Raw genomic sequence first — 19,083 nt, forward strand, 5'->3', positions numbered from 1 at the left:
GCCGACCAAACCACGGCCGAAGCCGACCACAGCGACCGAGCCGACCAAACCACGGCCGAAGCCGACCACAGCGACCGAGCCGACCGTGGAGGCCGACCGGACAGCGAGCAGTCAACGACACCCGGGTTGCCGGACCTCGACCGAGGCTGTACTGCTTTCCGTCCGGCTGCGGGGAGCGTGCGCGACGTTGGGTGGGGGGCGGATGAGGGTCGCCCTGAGGAGGCGGTGCCGAAGGCGCCGTTTCGGGGGGCGGCCGTTGATCGGAGCGCGGACGGAGTGGGGGGCCGAGCGTCACCCGCCGACGGGAAGGGTCAGCTGAAGCGGCGGGCCACCGCGGCTATGAGGCCGGTGGCGCCTACGGCCATGCCTACCCAGAGGGCGACCATGCCGCCTGGGACGCCGGTGTCGTGCTTCGTCGCTTCGGCCTCCTCCTCGGCGGAGGCGGCCGACGGGGCCACCGAGGGGGCGGCCGAGCGGGACGCGGGGGGGCTCGCGCCCTCGCGGCGGGGGGAGGCGGACGCCTGGCCGGCGGTGGCCGCCGCCGGGAGGCGCACCGCGTACACCGGGCTGTTCTCCCCCTCGGAGCCGACGAGCAGGGACTTGCCGTCGCGGGTGAAGGCGATCGACTCGGCCTGCCGCAGGGCGGGCATGGAGACCCGGCTGACCAGGTCGTCCGGCGCCCGGTACAGCGACGCGGAGATGTACGTGCGGATCACGAACATGGAGCCGTCGGGCGAGTAGGCGGCGTCGGTGGCCATGAGCGGCGCCGGCCCGACGCGGCGCAGGATGTTCACCCGGTCGGTGCGCAGCTTGGCCGGGGCCTGGTAGACCGACCCGGCGAACTCCTTGCTGACGACGTAGAGCCGCCCCGTCCTCGGGTTGACCATGATGCCCTCGGCGTTGCGCCCGCCGTCCTTGTACCGGAAGCGGTAGCGGGTGGCCTGGACGGTCGCGTCCCGCATGGTCGTGGGCTCGGGCACCTTGTAGATCGAGTAGTCGGGCCAGGCGCCGTTGAGGTTGTCGCCGATGTCGGCGAACCAGAGCACCGCCCGGCCGGTGGCCGGGTCGATGGACGTGGCCATGGCCTCCCAGTCGCGGGCCGCCGCCCCGGCCACCGTGAACGTCGCCAGGGTGGCGCCGGTCGGGCCGACGGCGAAGAACTGCGCGCTGGAGCCGCTGTCGTTGTGGGTGTAGATCACGTTCTTTCGGGTGAGGGACACGGCCAGGCCGCTGGACTCCCCGATGCGGGGGTCCTTGAACCGGAACAGCAGCTTCTCGTCCCCCCGCCCGCCGGACGCCTCGCCTGCGCCGGGATCGACCGCCGCGGCGGCCGCACCTGTCGCGGCGCAGGCCGCCGCGGGGACGCCGAGCAGCAGCCCCACCGCGGCGAGGACTCGAATCGTCATGGCCACCCGTTCGCTCCCCATCAGCTCATCATGCCCCGCGCCGCCCGCGCCGCGTCGCACCGGCGCGGCGTCCCGGCGCGGCTTGGGGAAACCCGGGCCAGTTCGTCGCGGTCGGGGGCTGGGCTTGAGTGCACTCAAGGTGCTTAGGGTGAGGAGCATGGAATACACACGCCTCGGACGCACCGGTCTTTCCGTGAGCCGCCTCTGCCTGGGCACGATGAACTTCGGACCTGAGACCTCCGAAGACGACTCGTTCGCCATCATGGACAGAGCTCACGAACTGGGCATCAACTTCTTCGACACGGCCAACGTGTATGGCTGGAAGAAGGGAGAGGGGATCACCGAGAACATTCTCGGGCGCTGGTTCGCCAAGGGAGGCGGCCGCCGCGAGAAGACGGTCATCGCCACCAAGCTGTACGGCTCGATGGGCGACTGGCCGAACGACGAGGGCCTGTCGGCCCTGAACATCCGCCGGGCCTGCGACGCCTCGCTCAAGAGGATGCAGACCGACTACATCGACATCTACCAGATGCACCACGTCGACAGGAACACCCCGGTCGACGAGATCTGGGAGGCGATGGAGGTCCTGCGCCAGCAGGGCAAGATCATCTACACGGGGTCGTCCAACTTCGCCGGATGGCAGATCGCCAAGGCGCAGGAGGGCGCCGCCCGCCGCGGCTTCACCGGCCTGGTGTCGGAGCAGTCGCACTACAACCTGCTCACCCGCACCGTGGAGCTGGAGGTGCTCCCGGCCTGCGACGACTACGGGCTCGGCGTGATCCCGTGGAGCCCGCTGGGCGGCGGCCTGCTGGGCGGCGTCCTGCGGAAGATCGACAAGGGCCGCTCGGCCTCGGAGCACATGCTGCGCGAGCTGGAGAAGCACCGCGACCAGATCGAGCGCTACGAGGCGTTCTGCGACGAGCGCGGCGAGGAGCCCGCGAACGTCGCCCTGGCGTGGCTGCTGGCGCAGAAGGCCGTGACGGGGCCGATCATCGGCCCCCGCACGATCGAGCAGCTCAACGGCACGCTGCGCGCTCTGGAGATCAAGCTGGACGACAAGGCGCTGGCCCAGCTCGACGAGGTCTTCCCCGGCCCCGGCGGCGAGGCGCCCGAGGCCTACGCCTGGTGACAGGCTGAGGCGGGTTACGACAGGAGCGCGCCGATCACCACGATGACCACGAGCAGCGCGAGCACCGCGGGCAGCAGCCAGCGTCGGGGACGGTCCACGCAGTGGAGCCTAGCCGCGCCCGGCCAATGGCCATGACCCGACGGTCTCGTAACGCACCGACGGGCCGAGGTGGCTGCGCTTCAGGTGCACGGCCTCGGCCCGCCACGGCGTGCCCGCGAACGACGCGAGCGCGTCGGTCAGCGGCCCGAGGTCGGCGCCGCCCCGCGATCGGGCGAGCGTCAGGTGGGGGTGGAAGGGCTTCCTGTCGGCCTGTTCGGCCCCGGCCCGGCGCGCGCCCGCGACCATCGAGGCCGCCAGCCGCGAGATCGACGGGCCGCCGCCGCGCAGGCCCAGCCAGAACACCCGCGCCCGCCCGGGGGACGGGAAGGCGCCCGCCCCGGCGAACTCCATGGTCATAGGCGCGTAGCGCCCGGCCGCCCGCGCCAGCCGCACCTCCAGGGACGGCACCACCCGGTCGGGGACCTCCCCGAGGAACGCCAGCGTCACGTGCCAGGTCTCGGGCGCCACCCAGCGCAGCTCGGGCCATCGCTCCCGCACCGAGCCGACGGCCTCCGCTATCTCAGCGAGCGCTTCGGGAGGAGGCGACAACGCCACGAACAACCGCACCGCGTGTCCTTCCGGCAGCGAACCTGGTCAGCAGGATCGCCAGGCCGACACCGGCCAGGCACATCACACCGCAGATCATCATGCCCAGACGGGGGCCGGCCAGCTCGCCGACCCAGCCGATCAGCGGCGCGCCGAGCGGGGCGCCGCCGGTGAACACCAGCACGTAGATGCCCATGACACGGCCCCGCATCTCGGGTGAGGCCGCGAGCTGCACCGAGGAGTTGGCGGCGGTGTTCGTCGTGATCATCGCCATGCCCGCGGGCACCAGGAGCAGCAGGAACACCGGGTAGACCGGCGCCAGCCCGGCCGCGATCGCGAAGACGCCGAACAGGACGGCCCCGCCGATCAGCAGGCGCGGGGACGGGCGGGCCCGCCGCGCGGCCAGCAGCGCCCCGCCGAGGGCCCCGACGGCGAACACGCTGGACGCCACGCCGAACGACGACGCGTCCTGGCCGAACACCTGCTTGGCCATCAGCGCGATGCTCATGGTGAAGCTGGTCGCGAACATCGCCACGAACGCCACCAGCAGGATCGGCATCAGCAGCTCAGGGCGCTGCCACACGTGCCGCAGGCCCTCGCGGAGCTGCCCCTTGGCCCGGGCCACCGGCAGGGGCGTGTGCAGCTCCGTCGCGCGCATCAGCATCAGGCCCGCGATCACCGCGGCGAACGAGACGGCGTTGATGATGAAGATCGGGCCGGTGCCGCCCAGGGCGTAGATCAGCAGGCCCGCGACGGCGGGGCCGACGACCCTGGCGAGGTTGAAGGTCGAGCTGTTCAGCGCGATGGCGTTGGACAGGTCGGACCGCCCGACCATCTCGACCACGAACGACTGCCGCGTGGGCACCTCGACGCAGGAGACCGTGCCGAGCAGGAAGGCCATGACGTAGACGTGCCACACCTGGGCGTGGCCGGTCAGCGTGAGCAGGCCCATGGTGAGCGAGAGCACGCCCATCAGCGCCTGAGCCATCATGAGCAGGGGCCGCTTGGCGTAACGGTCGGCGAGCACGCCGCCGAACAGGCCGAACAGCACGACCGGCAGGAACTGCAGGGCCGTGGTGATGCCGAGCGCGGCCGAGCTGCCGTGCGTGAGCTCCAGGACCAGCCAGTCCTGGGCCGTGCGCTGCATCCACGTGCCGACGTTCGACACCACGCTGCCCGACACGAACAGGCGGTAGTTGTGGTTGCGCAACGACCGGAACATGCCGCCGCCCGAACGGCTGACGGCCTCCGCTTCCCCCACCGGCGCCTCCGATGAAGGTGTTCCCGCGACCGGCGCTCCCGCCACCTCTTCGCCGGTCCCATCCTGGACAGGCCCCGGGACGGCGGGCACCCGCGGGTCCCACCGCCGCTGGAACGGCGCCGGAGCCGGCTCGTCGAGCGGGACCGGCCGCCGGGCGTCGTCCACAGCCTGTGGACGGCTCACATCTGGGAGAGCTTCTCCAGGATCGGCGCCGCCGCTCGCAGCGTCGCGCGCTCCTCGGGGGTCAGCTCCGTCAGCCGCTGGGCGAGCCACGCCTCCTTGCCCCGGCGCTCGGACTTCAGCAGCTCCCGGCCGGGCTCCGTCACGCTCACGGTCACCTGGCGCCGATCGCCCGGGTGCGGGGTGCGGGCGGCCAGCCCCCGCTCCTCCAACCCGGCGATCACCCGCGTCATCGAAGGCGGCTGCATCTTTTCGAGCTCGGCGAGCTCGCCAGGGGTTATCCCCGAATGCGCTTCGACGGCGCTGAGCACCGCGAGCTGGGTGGGGGTCAGCGTATGGGCCCCGGCCTGACGCCGCAGCCGCCGGGTCAACCGGGCCAGCGACACGCGTAGCGCGGAAGCCAGGCCTGGGTCGCTTCGAAGGTCCGACACGGGGCCCATCTTCTGGAGGTTCGTTAGCATAAGTCATTACCTTTGCTAACTATATCGGGCTCGCGGTGATTCCAGGCAGGCCCGATTCGTCGTCGTCGGAGTCCGGCCGAGGGACGTGCGCCCGCATGGTGCGGACCTGACGGGACAGCAGGGTGAGCGCCGCGGCGGCGACGATCACCGCGGCGGCGCCGTACTGGGTGGCCGAGGTGCCGATGTTGTGCGCCAGCGGGCCGGCCACCAGCGCGCCGACCGGCATCGCCATGACCGAGCCGAGCGCGTCGTACGCCGAGACGCGGGCCAGCTTCTCCGAGGGGATGTTGCGGGCCAGCGCGACGCTCCACTGCACCATCATGATCTCCATCGCGACGCCGAGCAGCACCGCGGCCCCGCAGATGCCCAGCAGCGGCCACCGCATCGCCAGCGACAGCGGCGAGATGGCCATGACCGCGCCGATGCACGCCACGAACAGGATGGGCCTTCTCGGGGCGAAGCGCAGGGACAGCAGGCCGCCGAGCAGCAGCCCCAGCGCCTCGGCCGCGGTGATCACCCCCCACGCCGCCGGCCCGCCGAGGTCGGACTTGGCGACGACCGGGCCGAGCACCTGGAACCCGCCGTACCAGGCCATGAGCGTGACGCAGAACTGCAGCACGATCGCCCACAGCCAGGTGTGGCTGACGAACTCCGACCAGCCCTCACGCAGGTCGCCGAGCATGCTCGCGCCCGGCACCCGCGCGTGCCCGGTGACCCTGATCGACAGCAGCATCGGAATCGTGCCCAGCAGCCCGACGCCGCAGATCGACAGCGCCCACCCGGGCCCGATGACCGCGACCACCACCCCCGCGACGGCGGCCCCGCCCATCTGCGCGCCGTTCATCGCCAGGCGGCTGATGGCGTTCGCCTCCTGGAGCAGCCCGTCGGGCACGATCTTCGGCAGCAGCGCCTGGGACGCCGGCCAGAAGACGGCCATGCCCACCCCGGTCAGCGTCTCCAGCACGATCATGTGCCAGAGCTCGACCTCGCCGGTGAGCACGAGCAGCCCGAGGCCGCCCTCGGACACCGCGATCAGCACGTTCGCCGCGACGATCACCCGCTGCGGGGGGATGCGGTCGGCGACGACCCCGCTGAGCAGCGTGAACACCAGCGACGGCGCGATCTGGGCCGCCAGCACGTACGACAGGTCGGCGGTCGAGCCCGTCAGGTCGAGGACCGCGAACGACACCCCGACGATCGAGAACGCGACCGCCGCCGGCGCGAGCAGGCGGTCGGCCAGCAGCAGCCGGAAGTCGCGGATGCCCAGGACCGGAAAGCGGCGGATCAGAGCGGGCCCGAGCATGACCACGTCCCTTCGTAGCGGGAAAACGGCCGATCGACCTTAGTCACGACTTCCGCGCCCTGACAAAGCCTTTTCTCCGGCCCCGCACACCCGGTCGGCGCTGACGGTCCACGCCCGCCCGCCGGGCGCGTCCCGGCCCCGCGCCCCGGCTCTGTCCCGCACCGACGTGCGCCGCGCGGACCTGGACCACGCCCGGCTCGAAGGGGCCGGCCCGCGAGCCGCGGCGGCGACCGGTCACTCGTCCAGGCAGGACCCGAGACCGCGCAGAAGGGCGGCCAGGCCGCGGCGGAACTCCTCGGGCGGGGTGACGTCCCGGGCCTGGCGGGCCGTCTGGGCCAGGAGCGGGAACTGCGCGCGGGGCAGGCCGGCCATGGTGGCGGTGGCCGGGCCCGACAGGGGGCCGAGGTGTTCCAGCTGGATGGAGCCGATCAGGTAGGCCAGCACGCCGCGCAGGGCGACGACCCTCTTCTCCCCGGTGAAGCCAGCCTCGGTGAGGACGGCGAGGACCACCTCGGCCCAGCGGAGCACGGCGGCGGAGCTGTGGCGGTGGGTGAGCGTCAGCGGGACGACGTTCGGGTGCGCGCCGATGACGTCGCGGACCCGTTCGGCGAGTACCGTCACGCGCTCGCTCCACGAGCCTCCCCGGGGCGGCGTGAGGTCGGCGTCCGAGAGCACGAGGTCGACGACCAGCCCTTCGAGCTGCTCGCGGTCGGTGACATAGCGGTACAGCGACATCGTCGCCATGCCCAGCTCGACCGCGACCGCGCGCATGGAGAGGGCGGCCAGGCCGTCGCGGTCGATGACCGCGAGCGCGGCGGAGGCGATGTCCGTATGCGTGAGGGAGCGAGGACGCGGCACGGATTGACAGCGTACAGCCTACGCTCATACCGTTCAGCGTTAGCGTACATCGCACGCCTACGGAGGAGAGATCGACATGACGCCCAAGCTCGCGGAGAAGAAGCGGATCACGGTGGGGCAGGTGATCACCCCCCGTGATCTGGAGACGATCGCCGGCGCCACGGTGTCCGTCCCCCACCCGGAGCACCTCGTCCACCTGCAGTTCCGGCGTTTCGCGGGCTGCCCGGTCTGCAACCTGCATCTGCGGTCGTTCGTGACGCGGCACGACGAGATCGTCTCGGCGGGCGTCCGTGAGGTCGTCGTCTTCCACTCATCCGCCGACGAACTGCGCCCGCACGCCGCCGACCTGCCGTTCGCCGTCGTCGCCGACCCCGGCAAGCGGCTCTACGCCGAGTTCGGCGTGGAGTCCGCCCCCCGGGCCCTGCTCGACCCGCGCGCGTGGGGAGCGATCCTCCGGGGCGTCGCGCGCGACCTCGTCCCGGTCCTGCGCCGACGCCGCCCCGCCCCGTCGCTCCTCCCCCACGGCGGCCGCACCGGCCTGCCCGCCGACTTCCTCATAGCCCCCGGCGGCCACGTCCTGGCCCGCAAGTACGGCGCCCACGCCGACGACCAGTGGTCGACCGAAGAACTCCTCACCCACGCCCGCGCGGCCCGCTGAGCCCGTCAGACGGGAACGCGGGAGGCGGAGCGCGGGGAGCGTCAGTCCATCGTCGCCAGGGTGTTCCGAAGCCGCCGCAGGTCGCGGGCGCGTCCTTCGTACGTCGCGCCGATCACCACGAGCAGGAGCCCGCCCACCGCGATCGGCACCCAGCGCGGCACCGCGACCCAGAACTCCGACACGTACGGGGCCATCTCCCGCACCACCACGCCGAAGAGCGTGATGCCGCCGATCACCGTGGGGGCCTGGAGCCGGAACCGGGCTCCGGCGAGCAGCACCGCCAGCGCCACCACGCCCAGCGCCAGCGAACGCCGCCACTCCTCGTCCGCGTACACCGCCACCAGGCTCGGCAGCATCGTGAAGGAGAGCCCGGCGCCGTAGGCCGCCCACGACGAGAGGTTCCCGCTCCGCCGCCACCACCAGCCGAACCCCAGCAGCGCCAGCGAGCACGGCACCGTGTACGCCTCCACGACGGCGACCTCGCCTGCCCACAGCCGCAGCCACGTGGCGGCCAGCAGCAGGACGGTGCCCGTGTACCGCAGCCACTCCGGTCTCCCCCAGCCTCGATCGGACACGCCGGCCCACAGCGAGCCGACCAGCACGAGCACCCCGGCGACCGCGTACCCGACACTCGCCGCCACCGTCGGCTGAAGCCCCACCGCCAGTCCCGTCGCCAGCGCTTCCAGGCCGAGGAACAGCACGGCGGCGCCCAGCCCCCATGCCCGCAGGGCCGTCACCCTGGCGGCGAACGCCACGGCGGCGGCCGCGACCGCCAGGATCGGCAGCACGATCAGGGTGGCCGCCTCGCTGCCGAACGCGTACGCCGCCGCCTCCACCGACGCCGGGCCCGCGACGAGCGCGCAGGCCACCGCCCACCAACGCGCCCGGCTCAGCGTGGCGGCCACCGCCGGCACACAGGCCAGCGCCACATACAGGGCCACCGCCGCCGGATAGGCCATCGCGAAGGCCGCCGGAACCCCCGCGACCCCGAGCACCCCGGAAGTCAGCGCACCAACCAACGCCCCCCGAACCGCCCACCCCCTGGTACCGCCACCGTCCGACGCCGGGGAATCCCCCCGTACCGGCCGCCCGCCGGCACCGCCCGTGTCCGACGCCGGGGGGTCGCTCTCCACCGGCCGCCCACCAGTACCGCCCACGTCCGACGCCGGGGGATCATCCTCCACTCGCCGCCCACCGGCGCCAGGTACGTCCGACGCGGCGGGACCGCCCGCCATCGGCCGCGCACCGGCGCCGCGCGCGGCGAGCGCCAGGAAGCCGGCCGTCAGCACGCCGAGCACCACCACCTCCACCGGTGACGTCACCTCGGCGGGCCATGCTCCGCGTTCCCACCTGCCCGTCCAGAGGGTTTCGAGCCGTTCCAGCGGTGCCGCCAGGGTGAACACGAGCCGGGGCAGCGCCGTCAGCGCGGTCGACAGCGCCACCAGGCCACCGGTGGCCATGCCCGCCAGCCGTATCCCGCGCCAGGGCAGCCAGGTGGCGGCGAGCACGACCACGAGCGCCGGGAGGAGGTAGGCCAACGGGCGCCAGTCCGGGCTCGGCCCGTCCAGCGCCCACTCCCCCGGCGCGGCCAGGGCGGCGATCAGCGCCAGCGCCGCGCCCACCGTGATCAGCGACGCCCAGGTCTCCCACTCCGCCACGCGCGACCGGACGAGGCTCCACACCGCGAACGCCCCGAGCAGGGCGAGCGCGGCCAGCGACGCGGACCCGCCCAGCGCCCGCCCGAGGGAGCCGCCGTCGAGCGCGAGGGCCCCGCCGCCCAGCAGCGCCAGAACCGCCACCACGCTGCCGCAGATCACGGACGTCGTCCGCGCCCGGCCGTAGCGCACCAGCGCGACGTCCAGCGCCGCCGTGGCCACCAGCGCGGCGACCACCCAGGTCGCCGACGCGCCCTCGGCCAGCAGCGGAAGGATCGGCTGTGCCAGCACCACCGCGACCGGGACGGGACCACGAAGCGGAACGAACCGCGCGTAAGCCACCAGGATCAGCGCGATGACGCCGAACACCGCCGCCGTGTAGTCCAGCGCCTCGACGGCGTCGGCCCCGAGGAATCCCACCCGTCTGGCCGCGTACCCGTCGAGCAGCAGAAGCGCGACGGCGAGGCCCGCCACGGCCTCGGCCGTCGCGGTCAGCCGACGGCGCACCAGCACCACCGGCACCAGCATGGCCAGCGCGGTGAACCCCGCCAGCACGACCGCCCGCCCGCCGATGCCCATCCGCCCCCAGCTCACGACGGTGAACACCACCGCCGCCACCGTCAGCAGCAGGCCCCCGAGGATGAGCAGCAGGTTCTGTACCGCCCCCGCCGACACCTCCCGCCGCTGAACCGGCTCCCCCGGCACCTCCGGCCCCCGGACCCGCTCCCCCGGCCGCCCGACAGGCTCCCCCGGACCCGGGACCTGCTCCCCCGGGGACCCCGGACCCCGGACCTGCTCCCCCGAGGACCCCGGACGCCGGGCCTGCTCCGCGGCCGGATCCTCGGCCACCCGCGCGCGCCCGTGCCGCAGGATGCCCAGCAACTCCTCCCGGCGGCCCAGCAGTCGCCTCTCCTCGACCCGCAGCCCGGCCAGCGCTCCGTCCACCTGCCACAGCTCGAACGCGACGGGTCCCCCCAACGGCAACGCGCACCGCGGGCACTCGGCCCCCGCCCCCGTTCCCGGGGCCCCGCCTCCGCCCAAGTCCGCACCGCAGTCAGGGCACCGCACATCTCCGCGCATGACTGAACAATGCCGCCTTCAGATCATCTCCGCATGAGTCTCCGTACTCAGTCCGCATTGAGCATCCGCACGCGACGTCGGCGAGCCGCTATGGGTCGTTGACCCTCCGAACACGCCTATGTACGCTAGTCCGGAATTACGGAAAAATCTCTCGATGGTGATCTGGGGGAGAATGGACGCGATGGAGCAGCGGCTCGCCGCCCTGGAGGGGCGGGTGGGACGGCTGGAGGCGGGGGCGGTCGCCCAGCCGAAAGACCGGGTGGGCGGGCGCTCGTCCGGCGACGCGCCCCTGCGGCTGCTCGACCGGCTGCGCGAGCACATCGAAGGACCCGACGACGGCCAGCAGCCGGGACCGTCGGAGGCGACCGGCGCGATCGCGTACGCGGGAGCCGTCGGCCGCGACGGTCGTGAGTACATGTGGGCCAAACAGCGACCCGTCCAGGAGCTCACCGGCGCGGAGCGATCGGGTACCGCCGCCCTGCTGGAGTGCCTCGGCAGTCCTGCCCGCCTGGCGCTGCTCACCGCGCTGGTCGGAACCTCACGCACCCGCACACAGCTCCAGGAGGCCCTCGGTGAGACGACCTCCACGGGGCACCTCTACCACCACCTGCGCGGTCTACAGGCGGTGGGCCTGCTCATCCAGCCGAGGCGAGGCGAGTACGAACTCGCCGCCCACGCGGTGGTCCCTCTGCTCACCATCATCGCCGCCACCCTGGACCTGACCACCGGAAGCGGCCACCCGGTCGAGGAGTCCGGACAATGAGCCCGGCCTCCCGTCGCCGGCGCTCACAACGCGCACCCGCCTACGCCGCATGGCGGGGCAGGGCACACGATCACGCGGCCGGGGAGAGCGGGGAATGAGCCTGGTCTCCCACCGCTGGGACTTACGAGCAGCGCCCGCCCGGGCCGCGTGGCGGGCCTGGGTGCGTGGGGACGTCGACGAAGCCGAGCGCCTGGCCGCCCACAGCGGCCCACGGCAGCGGGCGCGCCTGCGGTTCCTGACGAGTTACGTGCGCGGCGGCTACGAGCAGGCGCTCGCCCACTACGAGGCCGTCCGCCACCGGTATCCGGCCTGGACGGAACTGGACGAACCCGTCGCGCACGCCCTGCTGCACCTTGACCGGCCGGCCGAGGCCCACGCGCACGTACAGCGGCGCCGGGGGCGACGGCCGATGCCTCCCGACCTGGTGTCTCGCATGGACCACCCGCTGAGGGTCGAACTCGATCACACGGCCGTCCTCCCCTTCGCCGACCACCCGCTGGCGCCCTACCTGCCCGCGGTGGACGCCACGCTCGACGGCCACCCCGTGCACGCCCACATCGACACCGGCGGCGCGTTCCTCGCCATGGGAACCCGGCGCGCCGAAGCGCTGGGCATCCGGCTGACCCGCCATGGAAAGGACCACCACGGCACGACCCGCACCGACCTCTACACCGGGATGGCCAGGGAGCTGACGCTCGGCGGCGCCGCCTTGAAGAACGTGCCGGTGAACGCCCTGCCGACCCTGCGCGACGACCAGGACCTCGTCATCATCGGCACCAACGTCCTGCAGCGGTTCCTCGCCACCGTCGACCATCCCGGTGACCGCCTGATCCTGTCGAAGCGGCGCGACCCACGGCACACGGCCGACCACCTCGCGCTGCTCGACGGCCGGCGAGAGCTCGCCCGGATCCCCTTCTACCTGTGGGGCGACCACTACATGTTCGCCCGGGGAGGCTTCGGCCCCCGCCGGGACCTCAACTTCTTCATCGACTCCGGCCTGGTCTACGTCGGCCAGGAGGACGGCTCACCGCCCCGCCAGGCATGCCTCTACACGACCGCCCGCCACTACCGCTCCTGGGGCGTCCCCCGAGACCGCGCCGCCCGCCCTCACTTCACCCTCCAGGCCCCCGTCCACCTGGGCCCGCTACGCCAGGACGACCAGTTCGCCGCCACCACCCCGACCCGCCGCGTGCCCTGGTCATCCTTCGGCGGCGTGCGCATCGACGCCCTGCTGTCCCACTCCTTCCTCAACGAGTACGCGTGGACCCTCGACTTCGACCACCACGAATACACGTTCCGCCACCCCGCAGCGGCCGCGTGAGGACAACGGACCGACGGGCCGGACGTGTTCACCGACCATGAGCCCCCGGAGGAGGGACCAGACACCGGCGCTGACCGCGGACGGAACGGCCGTTCCGGGGGGTGGTGAGCCCGGAACGGCCGGGGATCAGCTGAGGCCGAGCAGGATTTTGATGGGGCCGATGGCGAAGTAGATGACGAAGAGGGCCGTCACCACCCACAGGAGGGGGTGGACCTCGCGGGTCTTGCCCTTGATGGCCTTGATGAGGACGTAGGTGATGAAGCCGGCGCCTATCCCGTTGGAGATGGAGTAGGTGAAGGGCATGAGGACGATCGTCAGGAAGGCGGGGATGGCGATCTCGTAGTCGGTGAAGTCGATGTCCCTGATGGCGGTCATCATGAGGAAGCCGACGACGACCAGGGCGGGGGCGGCGGCCTCGTAGGGGACGACGTCGACCAGCGGGGAGAGGAAGACCGCCAGCAGGAACAGGATGCCGGTGACGACACTGGCGAAGCCGGTGCGGGCGCCCTCCCCGACGCCGGCGGCCGACTCGATGTACGTCGTGTTGGACGAGGTGGACGCGGCGCCGCCGGCGGCCGCGGCGACGGAGTCGACGAGCAGGATCTCGCGGGTGCGCGGGAGGGTGCCGTCCTCGTCCACCAGGTCGGCCTGGCGGCCGACGCCGACGACCGTGCCCATCGTGTCGAAGAAGTCGGTGATGAGCAGGGTGAACACCAGCAACACGGCCAGGACCGCGCTGACCTTGGTGAACGACCCGAACAGGCTGAACTGGCCGAGCAGGCTCAGGTCGGGCACGCCTACGATCCTCTCGGGCAGCTCGGGCACGACGAGGCTCCAGCCCAGCTTGCCCGCGCCGGCGATCGCCTGGACGATGATCGCGATGATCGTCGTGCCGACGATGCCGATCAGGATGGCTCCCTTGACCTTGCGGGCCACCAGCACCACGGTGAGCAGCAGGCCGACGATGAACACGAAGAGGGGCCAGCTCGTCAGCGAGCCGCCGATGCCCAGTTCGAGCGGGGTGCCCTCCGCCTTGCGGACGAAGCCGGAGTCCACGAAGCCGATCAGGGCGATGAACAGGCCGATGCCGACGCTGATCGCCGTCTTCATCTGGTTCGGGATCGCGTGGAACACCGCCGTCCGGAATCCGGTCAGCACCAGGATCACGATGACGATGCCCTCCAGGACGACCAGCCCCATCGCGTCCTCCCACGACATGGAGGACGCGATGCCGAACGCCACGAAGGCGTTGAGCCCGAGGCCGGCCGCCAGTGCGAAGGGCACCTTGGCGACCACGCCCATGAGGATCGTCAGAACGCCCGCCGTGAACGCGGTCGCCGCCGCGATCATGGCGAAGTTCGCGACGGTGCCGTCGCCGAGCACCTGGCCGTCGGCGTCCTTCACCGAGCCCATGATCAGCGGGTTGAGGACGACGATGTACGCCATCGTGAAGAAGGTCGCCAGCCCGCCGCGGATCTCACGGCCGAACGTCGACCGGCGCTCGGAGATGTGGAAGTAACGATCAAGCCGGCCGGCGAAGCCGGTGGACGGGGACGTGGGGGTCGTTATGTCGCTCACGCGGGCAGAGTGGCAGGCGCTACCACGGCCGAAAAGACCCCGACGTCTCTCGTCGTGCGATCGAGACCAACTTGTGCGCGGTTCGATCCCCGGCAGGTTGTACGCCCCCGCACCGCGATGAGCGAAGTGTTCTCGCCTAGGCTGGAATGCGTGAACGCGCCTCGCCCCCCCGACCCCGGACCGCTGGAGACGGACGACGCCAAGGTGATCCTCTCGGGCATAGGCCTGTGGGCGGTCGCTCTGGTCGTGCTGCTGTTCGCCGGCCTCGACCCCGACCAGCGGTGGTGGATCTGGACGTGCGTCGCCGGCATCGGCCTGGGCATCTTCGGCTACTGGTACGTCTGGCGCCGCGACCGCCATGAACGCGTCCCGGCGGCCGGCGACCCCACGGGCGCACCGGCGCTCCCGGACGCCACCGCGGGCCCGGCGCAGACCGGCGCCGTGCCGCGGGAGCAGGCCGTCACAGGGGACCAGGAGGACCGGCCGGTACCCGGCCGCACCTCCTGAGCGCATCCGACTCCCAGAGCCGCCCCGGCCTGGAATCCCCTGAGGGCCCGTGCGGGTCGCATGTATTGAGCCCATCCCCCCGCCCAGAGCGCCCCCGGCCCCTCGGACATCCCTAGAAGGGCTCGTGCGGCCGGCCCCCGGGGGGCCGAGGTGGGGCTCAGGTGTCGAGGTCGGCCTCGGCGAGCAGCAGGGGGACGGCGTCCGGGTCGCGCAGCAGGGCGGCCACCGCCAGGCGGTCGCCCCACTGGCCGCTCGCCCACGCCAGCCCCCGGGCCAGGCCCTCGACCCCGGTGGCGTGCACGGCGCCCTCGAAGAACCGCCAGGAGACGGGCACCCCGTCGACCAGCAGCCGATCATGCTCGACGTAGGCCGCGGGCGCCGACGGCAGCAGCGAGCGCACCTGCGCGGGCACCGGCCGCCGCGCCCCGGACGAGGTGACCTCGCCCGTCACCGCCTCGCCCGCCACCGGCAGGTCGAGCAGCTCCGACAGCGCCTCGGCGAGGTCGAACGGGGCCAGCACCAGCGGGCGCGACGCGACCAGCGCCAGCAGGTCGGGCGCCTCGACGACCACCGGGCCGCCCGCCGCGACCAGCCCCTCGCGGACGGGGCCGCCGTTGCCGCCGACCGGGTGCCCGTCCTCGGCGTCGGCGACGACGATCTCGCCGTCCAGGATCGCCCGCACCGCCGTGGGCGGCGCGACCCGCGACGGCTCCACCCCGGCCAGCGCCATCCACAGCGACCGCAACTGAGGCCGGTCGACCTCCAAGGTGGGGTCGGCCAGCAGGTCGAGCAGTTCGTCGGGCCCGCCGTGCGCCGCCAGCAGGTCGGCGAGCGTCGTACGCACCCCGATCATCGCCAGCGCGGCGGCGTCCATGCCCGCCGGGGCGTCGCCGTAGAGCCCGTACAGAAGCGGGTCTCCGCCGGGGACGCGCAGCGACGTGGGCCGCCTGCCGTCGAGCACGGGATGGCGCGACAGCCACCAGGCGGTGTACGACGGCGCCTCGGCCACCTCGCCTGCGACCAGCGCGCGCAGCGGCTGCAGGGCGGCCCGCAGCGGCGGGCGCGACAGCAGCGCCAGCGCCGACGGCCAGTCGGCCACGTACTCAAGGTCGCGGACGGCGGCGAACTCGCGGGCGACCGGCGGCACCTCGGCCTCGGGCAGCGTGTCGAGGACGGTCTCCAGCCATTCGTCCTCGGCGTCGAGATCGTGGTCGCACTCCTCGGGGTCGAGCAGGACGTCGGTGTCGTTCACCACCGCGAACCCGTCGAGCACGCCCGCGGCCTCCAGCACGCGGGATCCGTACCGCTCCACCAGGTCGGGCGCGGCGACGCCGAACGGCACCTCCTGGTCGATCAGCTTGGCCAGCGAGCCGTCGCCCAGCAGCAGCTCGCCCGCCGGGTACAGCTCGCCGTCGGATCCGCGCAGCGCCAGCGCGCCCAGCCAGGGCGCCTCGCCCGGGGTCAGCCCGGCGGCGTCCACCAGCGCCAGGACGGCCTGCGCCACCGGTTCGGGGTCGGCGCTGTCGAGGGACTCGGCGACGGTGGCGCGCGTGAGCGGGTCCTCCAGGACGCTTCGCGGGGTCGCCTCGGCGGCGCCGAGACGGAGCAGCACCGGGTGCGCCGCCTCCGGGTGCACCACACGCAGGCCGAGCGGGCCGAGCAGCGACGGGTCGAGCGAGGAGCCGTCGGTGAGGACGAGCGTGCCGCGCGGGCCGCGGACGAGGCGGCCGTCGGCGAGCGGAACGGCGATGGCGCCGAGGGCCTCGCGGTCGTCGGCGGGAATCACCTCGTACAGCGAGCGCCACCAGGCCGGGGAGCGGTGCTCGACGGCCTCGCCGGACAGCATGTCGACCAGGTCGGCCGGCTCCACGCGGTTGACGCCGAGCGTGGTGAGCGCGGGGTGCCGCGAGGCCCAGCCGGCGGGCAGCAGCCCGGGGACGATGTCGGCGATCAGGTCGAGGAACTCGGCCGAGCCGGCGACCGCCGACGCCTCACGGCCCGCGACGACGTACCCGCCGGCCTGCCCCGCGCCGGGTTCGGCGTCGCGCCGGCAGTCGGGGTCGGCGGGCGGCGAGAGGGCCGGGAGCAGCGGCGCGCCGGGGAGGCGGCGCAGGATGGCCCGCCGGACGGCGGCGTCCAGCTCGCCCTTGCCCATGAGGCCGGGCACGAGGTCGAGCAGGCGCGTCGTCTTCGGCAGCTCGCCCAGGAGCCGCAGATACGCCTCGGCGGCGCGCTCCACCAGGAAGTCGGTGAGCGGGCCCGCGGCGACGTGCCGGCGGTCGGTGGCCAGCGGGAAGGTGGCGATGAGCAGCGCGGGCAGGTCGAGCGGCTCGTCGCTGGGCGTCGGCGCGTGCACGACGGGCGCGACGTCCCCGGGCAGGCGCCCGTGCTCGGCGGGCACGGCCCAGCGGACCAGCCAGTGCGGCCGCGCGCGCTCCTCGGTGGGACGGTCGGCGAACAGCTCGGCCACCTGCGCGTCGGTGAACCGGCCGGACTCCTCGACCACCCGCCAGCCGTCGGCGGAGACCGTGCGGACCTTGCCGTCGACCTCGATCTCGATCGACGACAGGGCCGGCATGGCGAGCGGCAGCGCCGGCCCGGTCTCGTCGAGCATCCGGCGGACGGCCTGCTCGACGGAGGTGTCGCGCAGCGGCAGCCGGACGACGGTGTCGAACCCGCCGGGGACGTCGGCCGGGCCCGCCTCGAAGGGCAGGCGCAGCAGGGGGACGTGCCCGGAGCGGCCCTTCAGCTCGGGCGCGAGCGCGGGCTCGGCCTCGACCAGCGCGACGGTCTCGGCCCTGGACCAGCGGACGGCCCCGGTGGCGCGCGAGGCGATCAGCGGCTCGTCGCACACCGACACGACCGCCGCGAACCCCACGCCGAACCGGCCGATCGCGCCGGCCTCGCCGCGCTTGCCCGACACGCGGAGCGTGGCGAGCCCCTCGACGCCCGTGGCGTCCAGCGGCGCGCCGGTGTTGGCGGCGCTGAGCACGCCGTTCTCCAGGCTCAGCCGCAGCCGCCCGGGGACTCCGGCGCGCAGGGCGGCGTCGGCGGCGTTCTGCGCCAGTTCGACGATGAGGCGGTCGCGGTAGCCGCCGAGGGCGAAGTCCTCCTCGGCGTTGGCGTCCTCGCGGAAGCGCGCGGGCGAGGCCGCCCAGGCGGCGAGAACGGTCGCGCGCATGCGTTCGGTGCCAAAGATGTCAGTCACCCGTCAGTCCCAGAGGTGGAGGAGGTGGCCCGGCTGCCCGCGGCCGGGGATGTCGATGCCGGCCTAGGCCCGCCCGGCCGGAAGAGCGCCCCGGCGGACGGACCCGGCACGGGAGGCACGGCCGCTGGGCCCAGAGGTCAGGAGTGGCCGAGCGGTTCGGACTCGTCGTCCTCGACGGAGCCGGGCTCGGAGGCGCCGTCGGAGACGGTCTCCTCCATGAGGTCGTAGCCGAGGTCGTCGAGGATCGGCACGGCCGCCTCGGCGCCGGGGACCGGCACCACGGCGGCCTCGGAGTGCGCGCCGCAGCCGTGGTCGGCGGCCACGACCTTGCCGTCGTCAGGGGCGTACTCGTTGGCGCAGACCCCGAAGCCCAGGCGCAGCGAGCCGGCCAGCGGCCAGAAGAACCCACAGGTGGAGCACTGCGCGGGCGCGGCGTGCGCGAGCGGGGTGTGCGGCCCGGAGTCGCCCGCGTGCCAGCGGTCGACGGCGCGGTCGCGCCCGATGGCCGACAGGACCCGCGCCCGGCCGAGGCCGTACTCGAAGATCATCTGGGTGTCGGCGTCGTCGTCGTCGGTCTGGGTGAACCCCGGGGCCAGACGGTCGTCGTCGTCGGAGGTGGGCAGCAGGTCGCCGACGCCGAGATCACCCGGGCGCAGCCGCTCGCTCCACGGCACCCACGCCGGAGGCATCAGCGCGCCCTTGCCGGGCAGCATGACGGTCTCGCTGACGGTGACGTTGCGCGCGCGGGAGGCGCGGGTCAGCGTGATCGCCCAGCGCCACCCCCGGTAGGCGCGGTCGAGGCACGCGAAGTAGTGGGTGAGGACGCGCTCACCCTCGCTCTCGTAACCGAGATGCTCCCCCACCTCGCCGGGGCGGGCGATCTCCTCGGCCGCGGCACGGGCGAGCTCCACCGCGGCGGCGCTGGCTTGGTCGACGGCAAAGGTGCGGGAACGAGTGCGACTCACACGTCAATTCTCACCCATGCAGGGAGCGGACATCACGCTTATGGGTCGGGTAAGACTGTAAACCAAAGCGCGGGTCTGGAAGTGGAAGATCAACAACAAAGAATC

The 19,083-nt window shown here is 73.3% G+C and carries 15 protein-coding genes; 5 read left to right on the top strand and 10 right to left on the bottom strand.

The window, feature by feature from the left end; genetic code table 11:
- Positions 1–311: 311 nt before the first annotated feature.
- On the bottom strand, positions 312–1,406 hold the full coding sequence (locus PYR91_RS33600; RefSeq protein WP_279786571.1) for a hypothetical protein: 1,095 nt from the start codon (positions 1,404–1,406) through the stop codon (positions 312–314).
- A gap of 157 nt (positions 1,407–1,563) precedes the next feature.
- Between PYR91_RS33600 and PYR91_RS33605 the strand changes: the two genes are divergently transcribed.
- Positions 1,564–2,535 (top strand): aldo/keto reductase, encoded by a 972-nt coding sequence (locus tag PYR91_RS33605; protein ID WP_279786573.1) that lies wholly within the window; start codon positions 1,564–1,566, stop codon positions 2,533–2,535.
- A gap of 108 nt (positions 2,536–2,643) precedes the next feature.
- Here PYR91_RS33605 and thpR read toward each other — a convergent pair whose 3' ends face one another.
- The 5 genes from thpR to PYR91_RS33630 all read right to left on the bottom strand — a co-directional run bounded on the left by thpR (position 2,644) and on the right by PYR91_RS33630 (position 7,243).
- Positions 2,644–3,201 (bottom strand): RNA 2',3'-cyclic phosphodiesterase, encoded by a 558-nt coding sequence (gene thpR, locus PYR91_RS33610; RefSeq protein WP_279786574.1) that lies wholly within the window; start codon positions 3,199–3,201, stop codon positions 2,644–2,646.
- Positions 3,155–4,441 (bottom strand): MFS transporter, encoded by a 1,287-nt coding sequence (locus tag PYR91_RS33615; RefSeq protein ID WP_279786576.1) that lies wholly within the window; start codon positions 4,439–4,441, stop codon positions 3,155–3,157. Before PYR91_RS33615 ends, thpR begins: the two co-directional genes overlap by 47 nt.
- 179 nt (positions 4,442–4,620) lie before the next feature.
- Complete coding sequence (locus PYR91_RS33620) at positions 4,621–5,061, bottom strand: MarR family transcriptional regulator (protein WP_279786653.1); 441 nt, start codon at positions 5,059–5,061, stop codon at positions 4,621–4,623.
- A gap of 40 nt (positions 5,062–5,101) precedes the next feature.
- Positions 5,102–6,385 (bottom strand): MFS transporter, encoded by a 1,284-nt coding sequence (locus PYR91_RS33625; RefSeq protein WP_279786578.1) that lies wholly within the window; start codon positions 6,383–6,385, stop codon positions 5,102–5,104.
- Between the two features lie 234 nt (positions 6,386–6,619).
- Entirely contained in the window at positions 6,620–7,243 is a 624-nt protein-coding gene (locus PYR91_RS33630) for a TetR/AcrR family transcriptional regulator (protein WP_279786579.1), read from the bottom strand.
- Positions 7,244–7,319: 76 nt separating this feature from the next.
- On the opposite strand from PYR91_RS33630, the gene PYR91_RS33635 reads away from it, so the two are divergent.
- Positions 7,320–7,901, top strand: coding sequence for a peroxiredoxin-like family protein (locus PYR91_RS33635; protein WP_279786581.1), 582 nt, complete (start codon positions 7,320–7,322; stop codon positions 7,899–7,901).
- Between the two features lie 41 nt (positions 7,902–7,942).
- On the opposite strand, the gene PYR91_RS33640 is transcribed toward PYR91_RS33635, so the two are convergent.
- Positions 7,943–10,534 carry a hypothetical protein gene (locus PYR91_RS33640; protein ID WP_279786584.1) on the bottom strand — a complete coding sequence of 864 codons (2,592 nt, stop codon included), beginning with the start codon at positions 10,532–10,534 and terminating at the stop codon, positions 7,943–7,945.
- A gap of 256 nt (positions 10,535–10,790) precedes the next feature.
- On the opposite strand from PYR91_RS33640, the gene PYR91_RS33645 reads away from it, so the two are divergent.
- Both PYR91_RS33645 and PYR91_RS33650 read left to right on the top strand, forming a co-directional pair.
- Entirely contained in the window at positions 10,791–11,399 is a 609-nt protein-coding gene (locus tag PYR91_RS33645; RefSeq protein ID WP_279786585.1) for a helix-turn-helix domain-containing protein, read from the top strand.
- Positions 11,400–11,493: 94 nt separating this feature from the next.
- Positions 11,494–12,720, top strand: a complete 1,227-nt coding sequence (locus tag PYR91_RS33650; RefSeq protein ID WP_279786586.1) for a retropepsin-like aspartic protease — start codon at positions 11,494–11,496, stop codon at positions 12,718–12,720.
- A gap of 126 nt (positions 12,721–12,846) precedes the next feature.
- Here the strand turns inward: PYR91_RS33650 and PYR91_RS33655 are convergent, their stop codons facing one another.
- Complete coding sequence (locus PYR91_RS33655) at positions 12,847–14,298, bottom strand: NCS2 family permease (RefSeq protein WP_347943915.1); 1,452 nt, start codon at positions 14,296–14,298, stop codon at positions 12,847–12,849.
- Positions 14,299–14,448: 150 nt separating this feature from the next.
- On the opposite strand from PYR91_RS33655, the gene PYR91_RS33660 reads away from it, so the two are divergent.
- Entirely contained in the window at positions 14,449–14,805 is a 357-nt protein-coding gene (locus tag PYR91_RS33660; protein ID WP_279786587.1) for a DUF2530 domain-containing protein, read from the top strand.
- A gap of 157 nt (positions 14,806–14,962) precedes the next feature.
- Here the strand turns inward: PYR91_RS33660 and PYR91_RS33665 are convergent, their stop codons facing one another.
- Together PYR91_RS33665 and PYR91_RS33670 are read right to left on the bottom strand one after the other, a co-directional pair.
- Entirely contained in the window at positions 14,963–18,013 is a 3,051-nt protein-coding gene (locus tag PYR91_RS33665; RefSeq protein ID WP_279786589.1) for a hypothetical protein, read from the bottom strand.
- Positions 18,014–18,150: 137 nt separating this feature from the next.
- Positions 18,151–18,978 (bottom strand): DUF3027 domain-containing protein, encoded by an 828-nt coding sequence (locus PYR91_RS33670; protein ID WP_279786590.1) that lies wholly within the window; start codon positions 18,976–18,978, stop codon positions 18,151–18,153.
- Positions 18,979–19,083: the final 105 nt, after the last annotated feature.

It is taken from the genome of Sphaerisporangium sp. TRM90804 (assembly GCF_029846175.1).
GTDB lineage: Bacteria > Actinomycetota > Actinomycetes > Streptosporangiales > Streptosporangiaceae > Sphaerisporangium.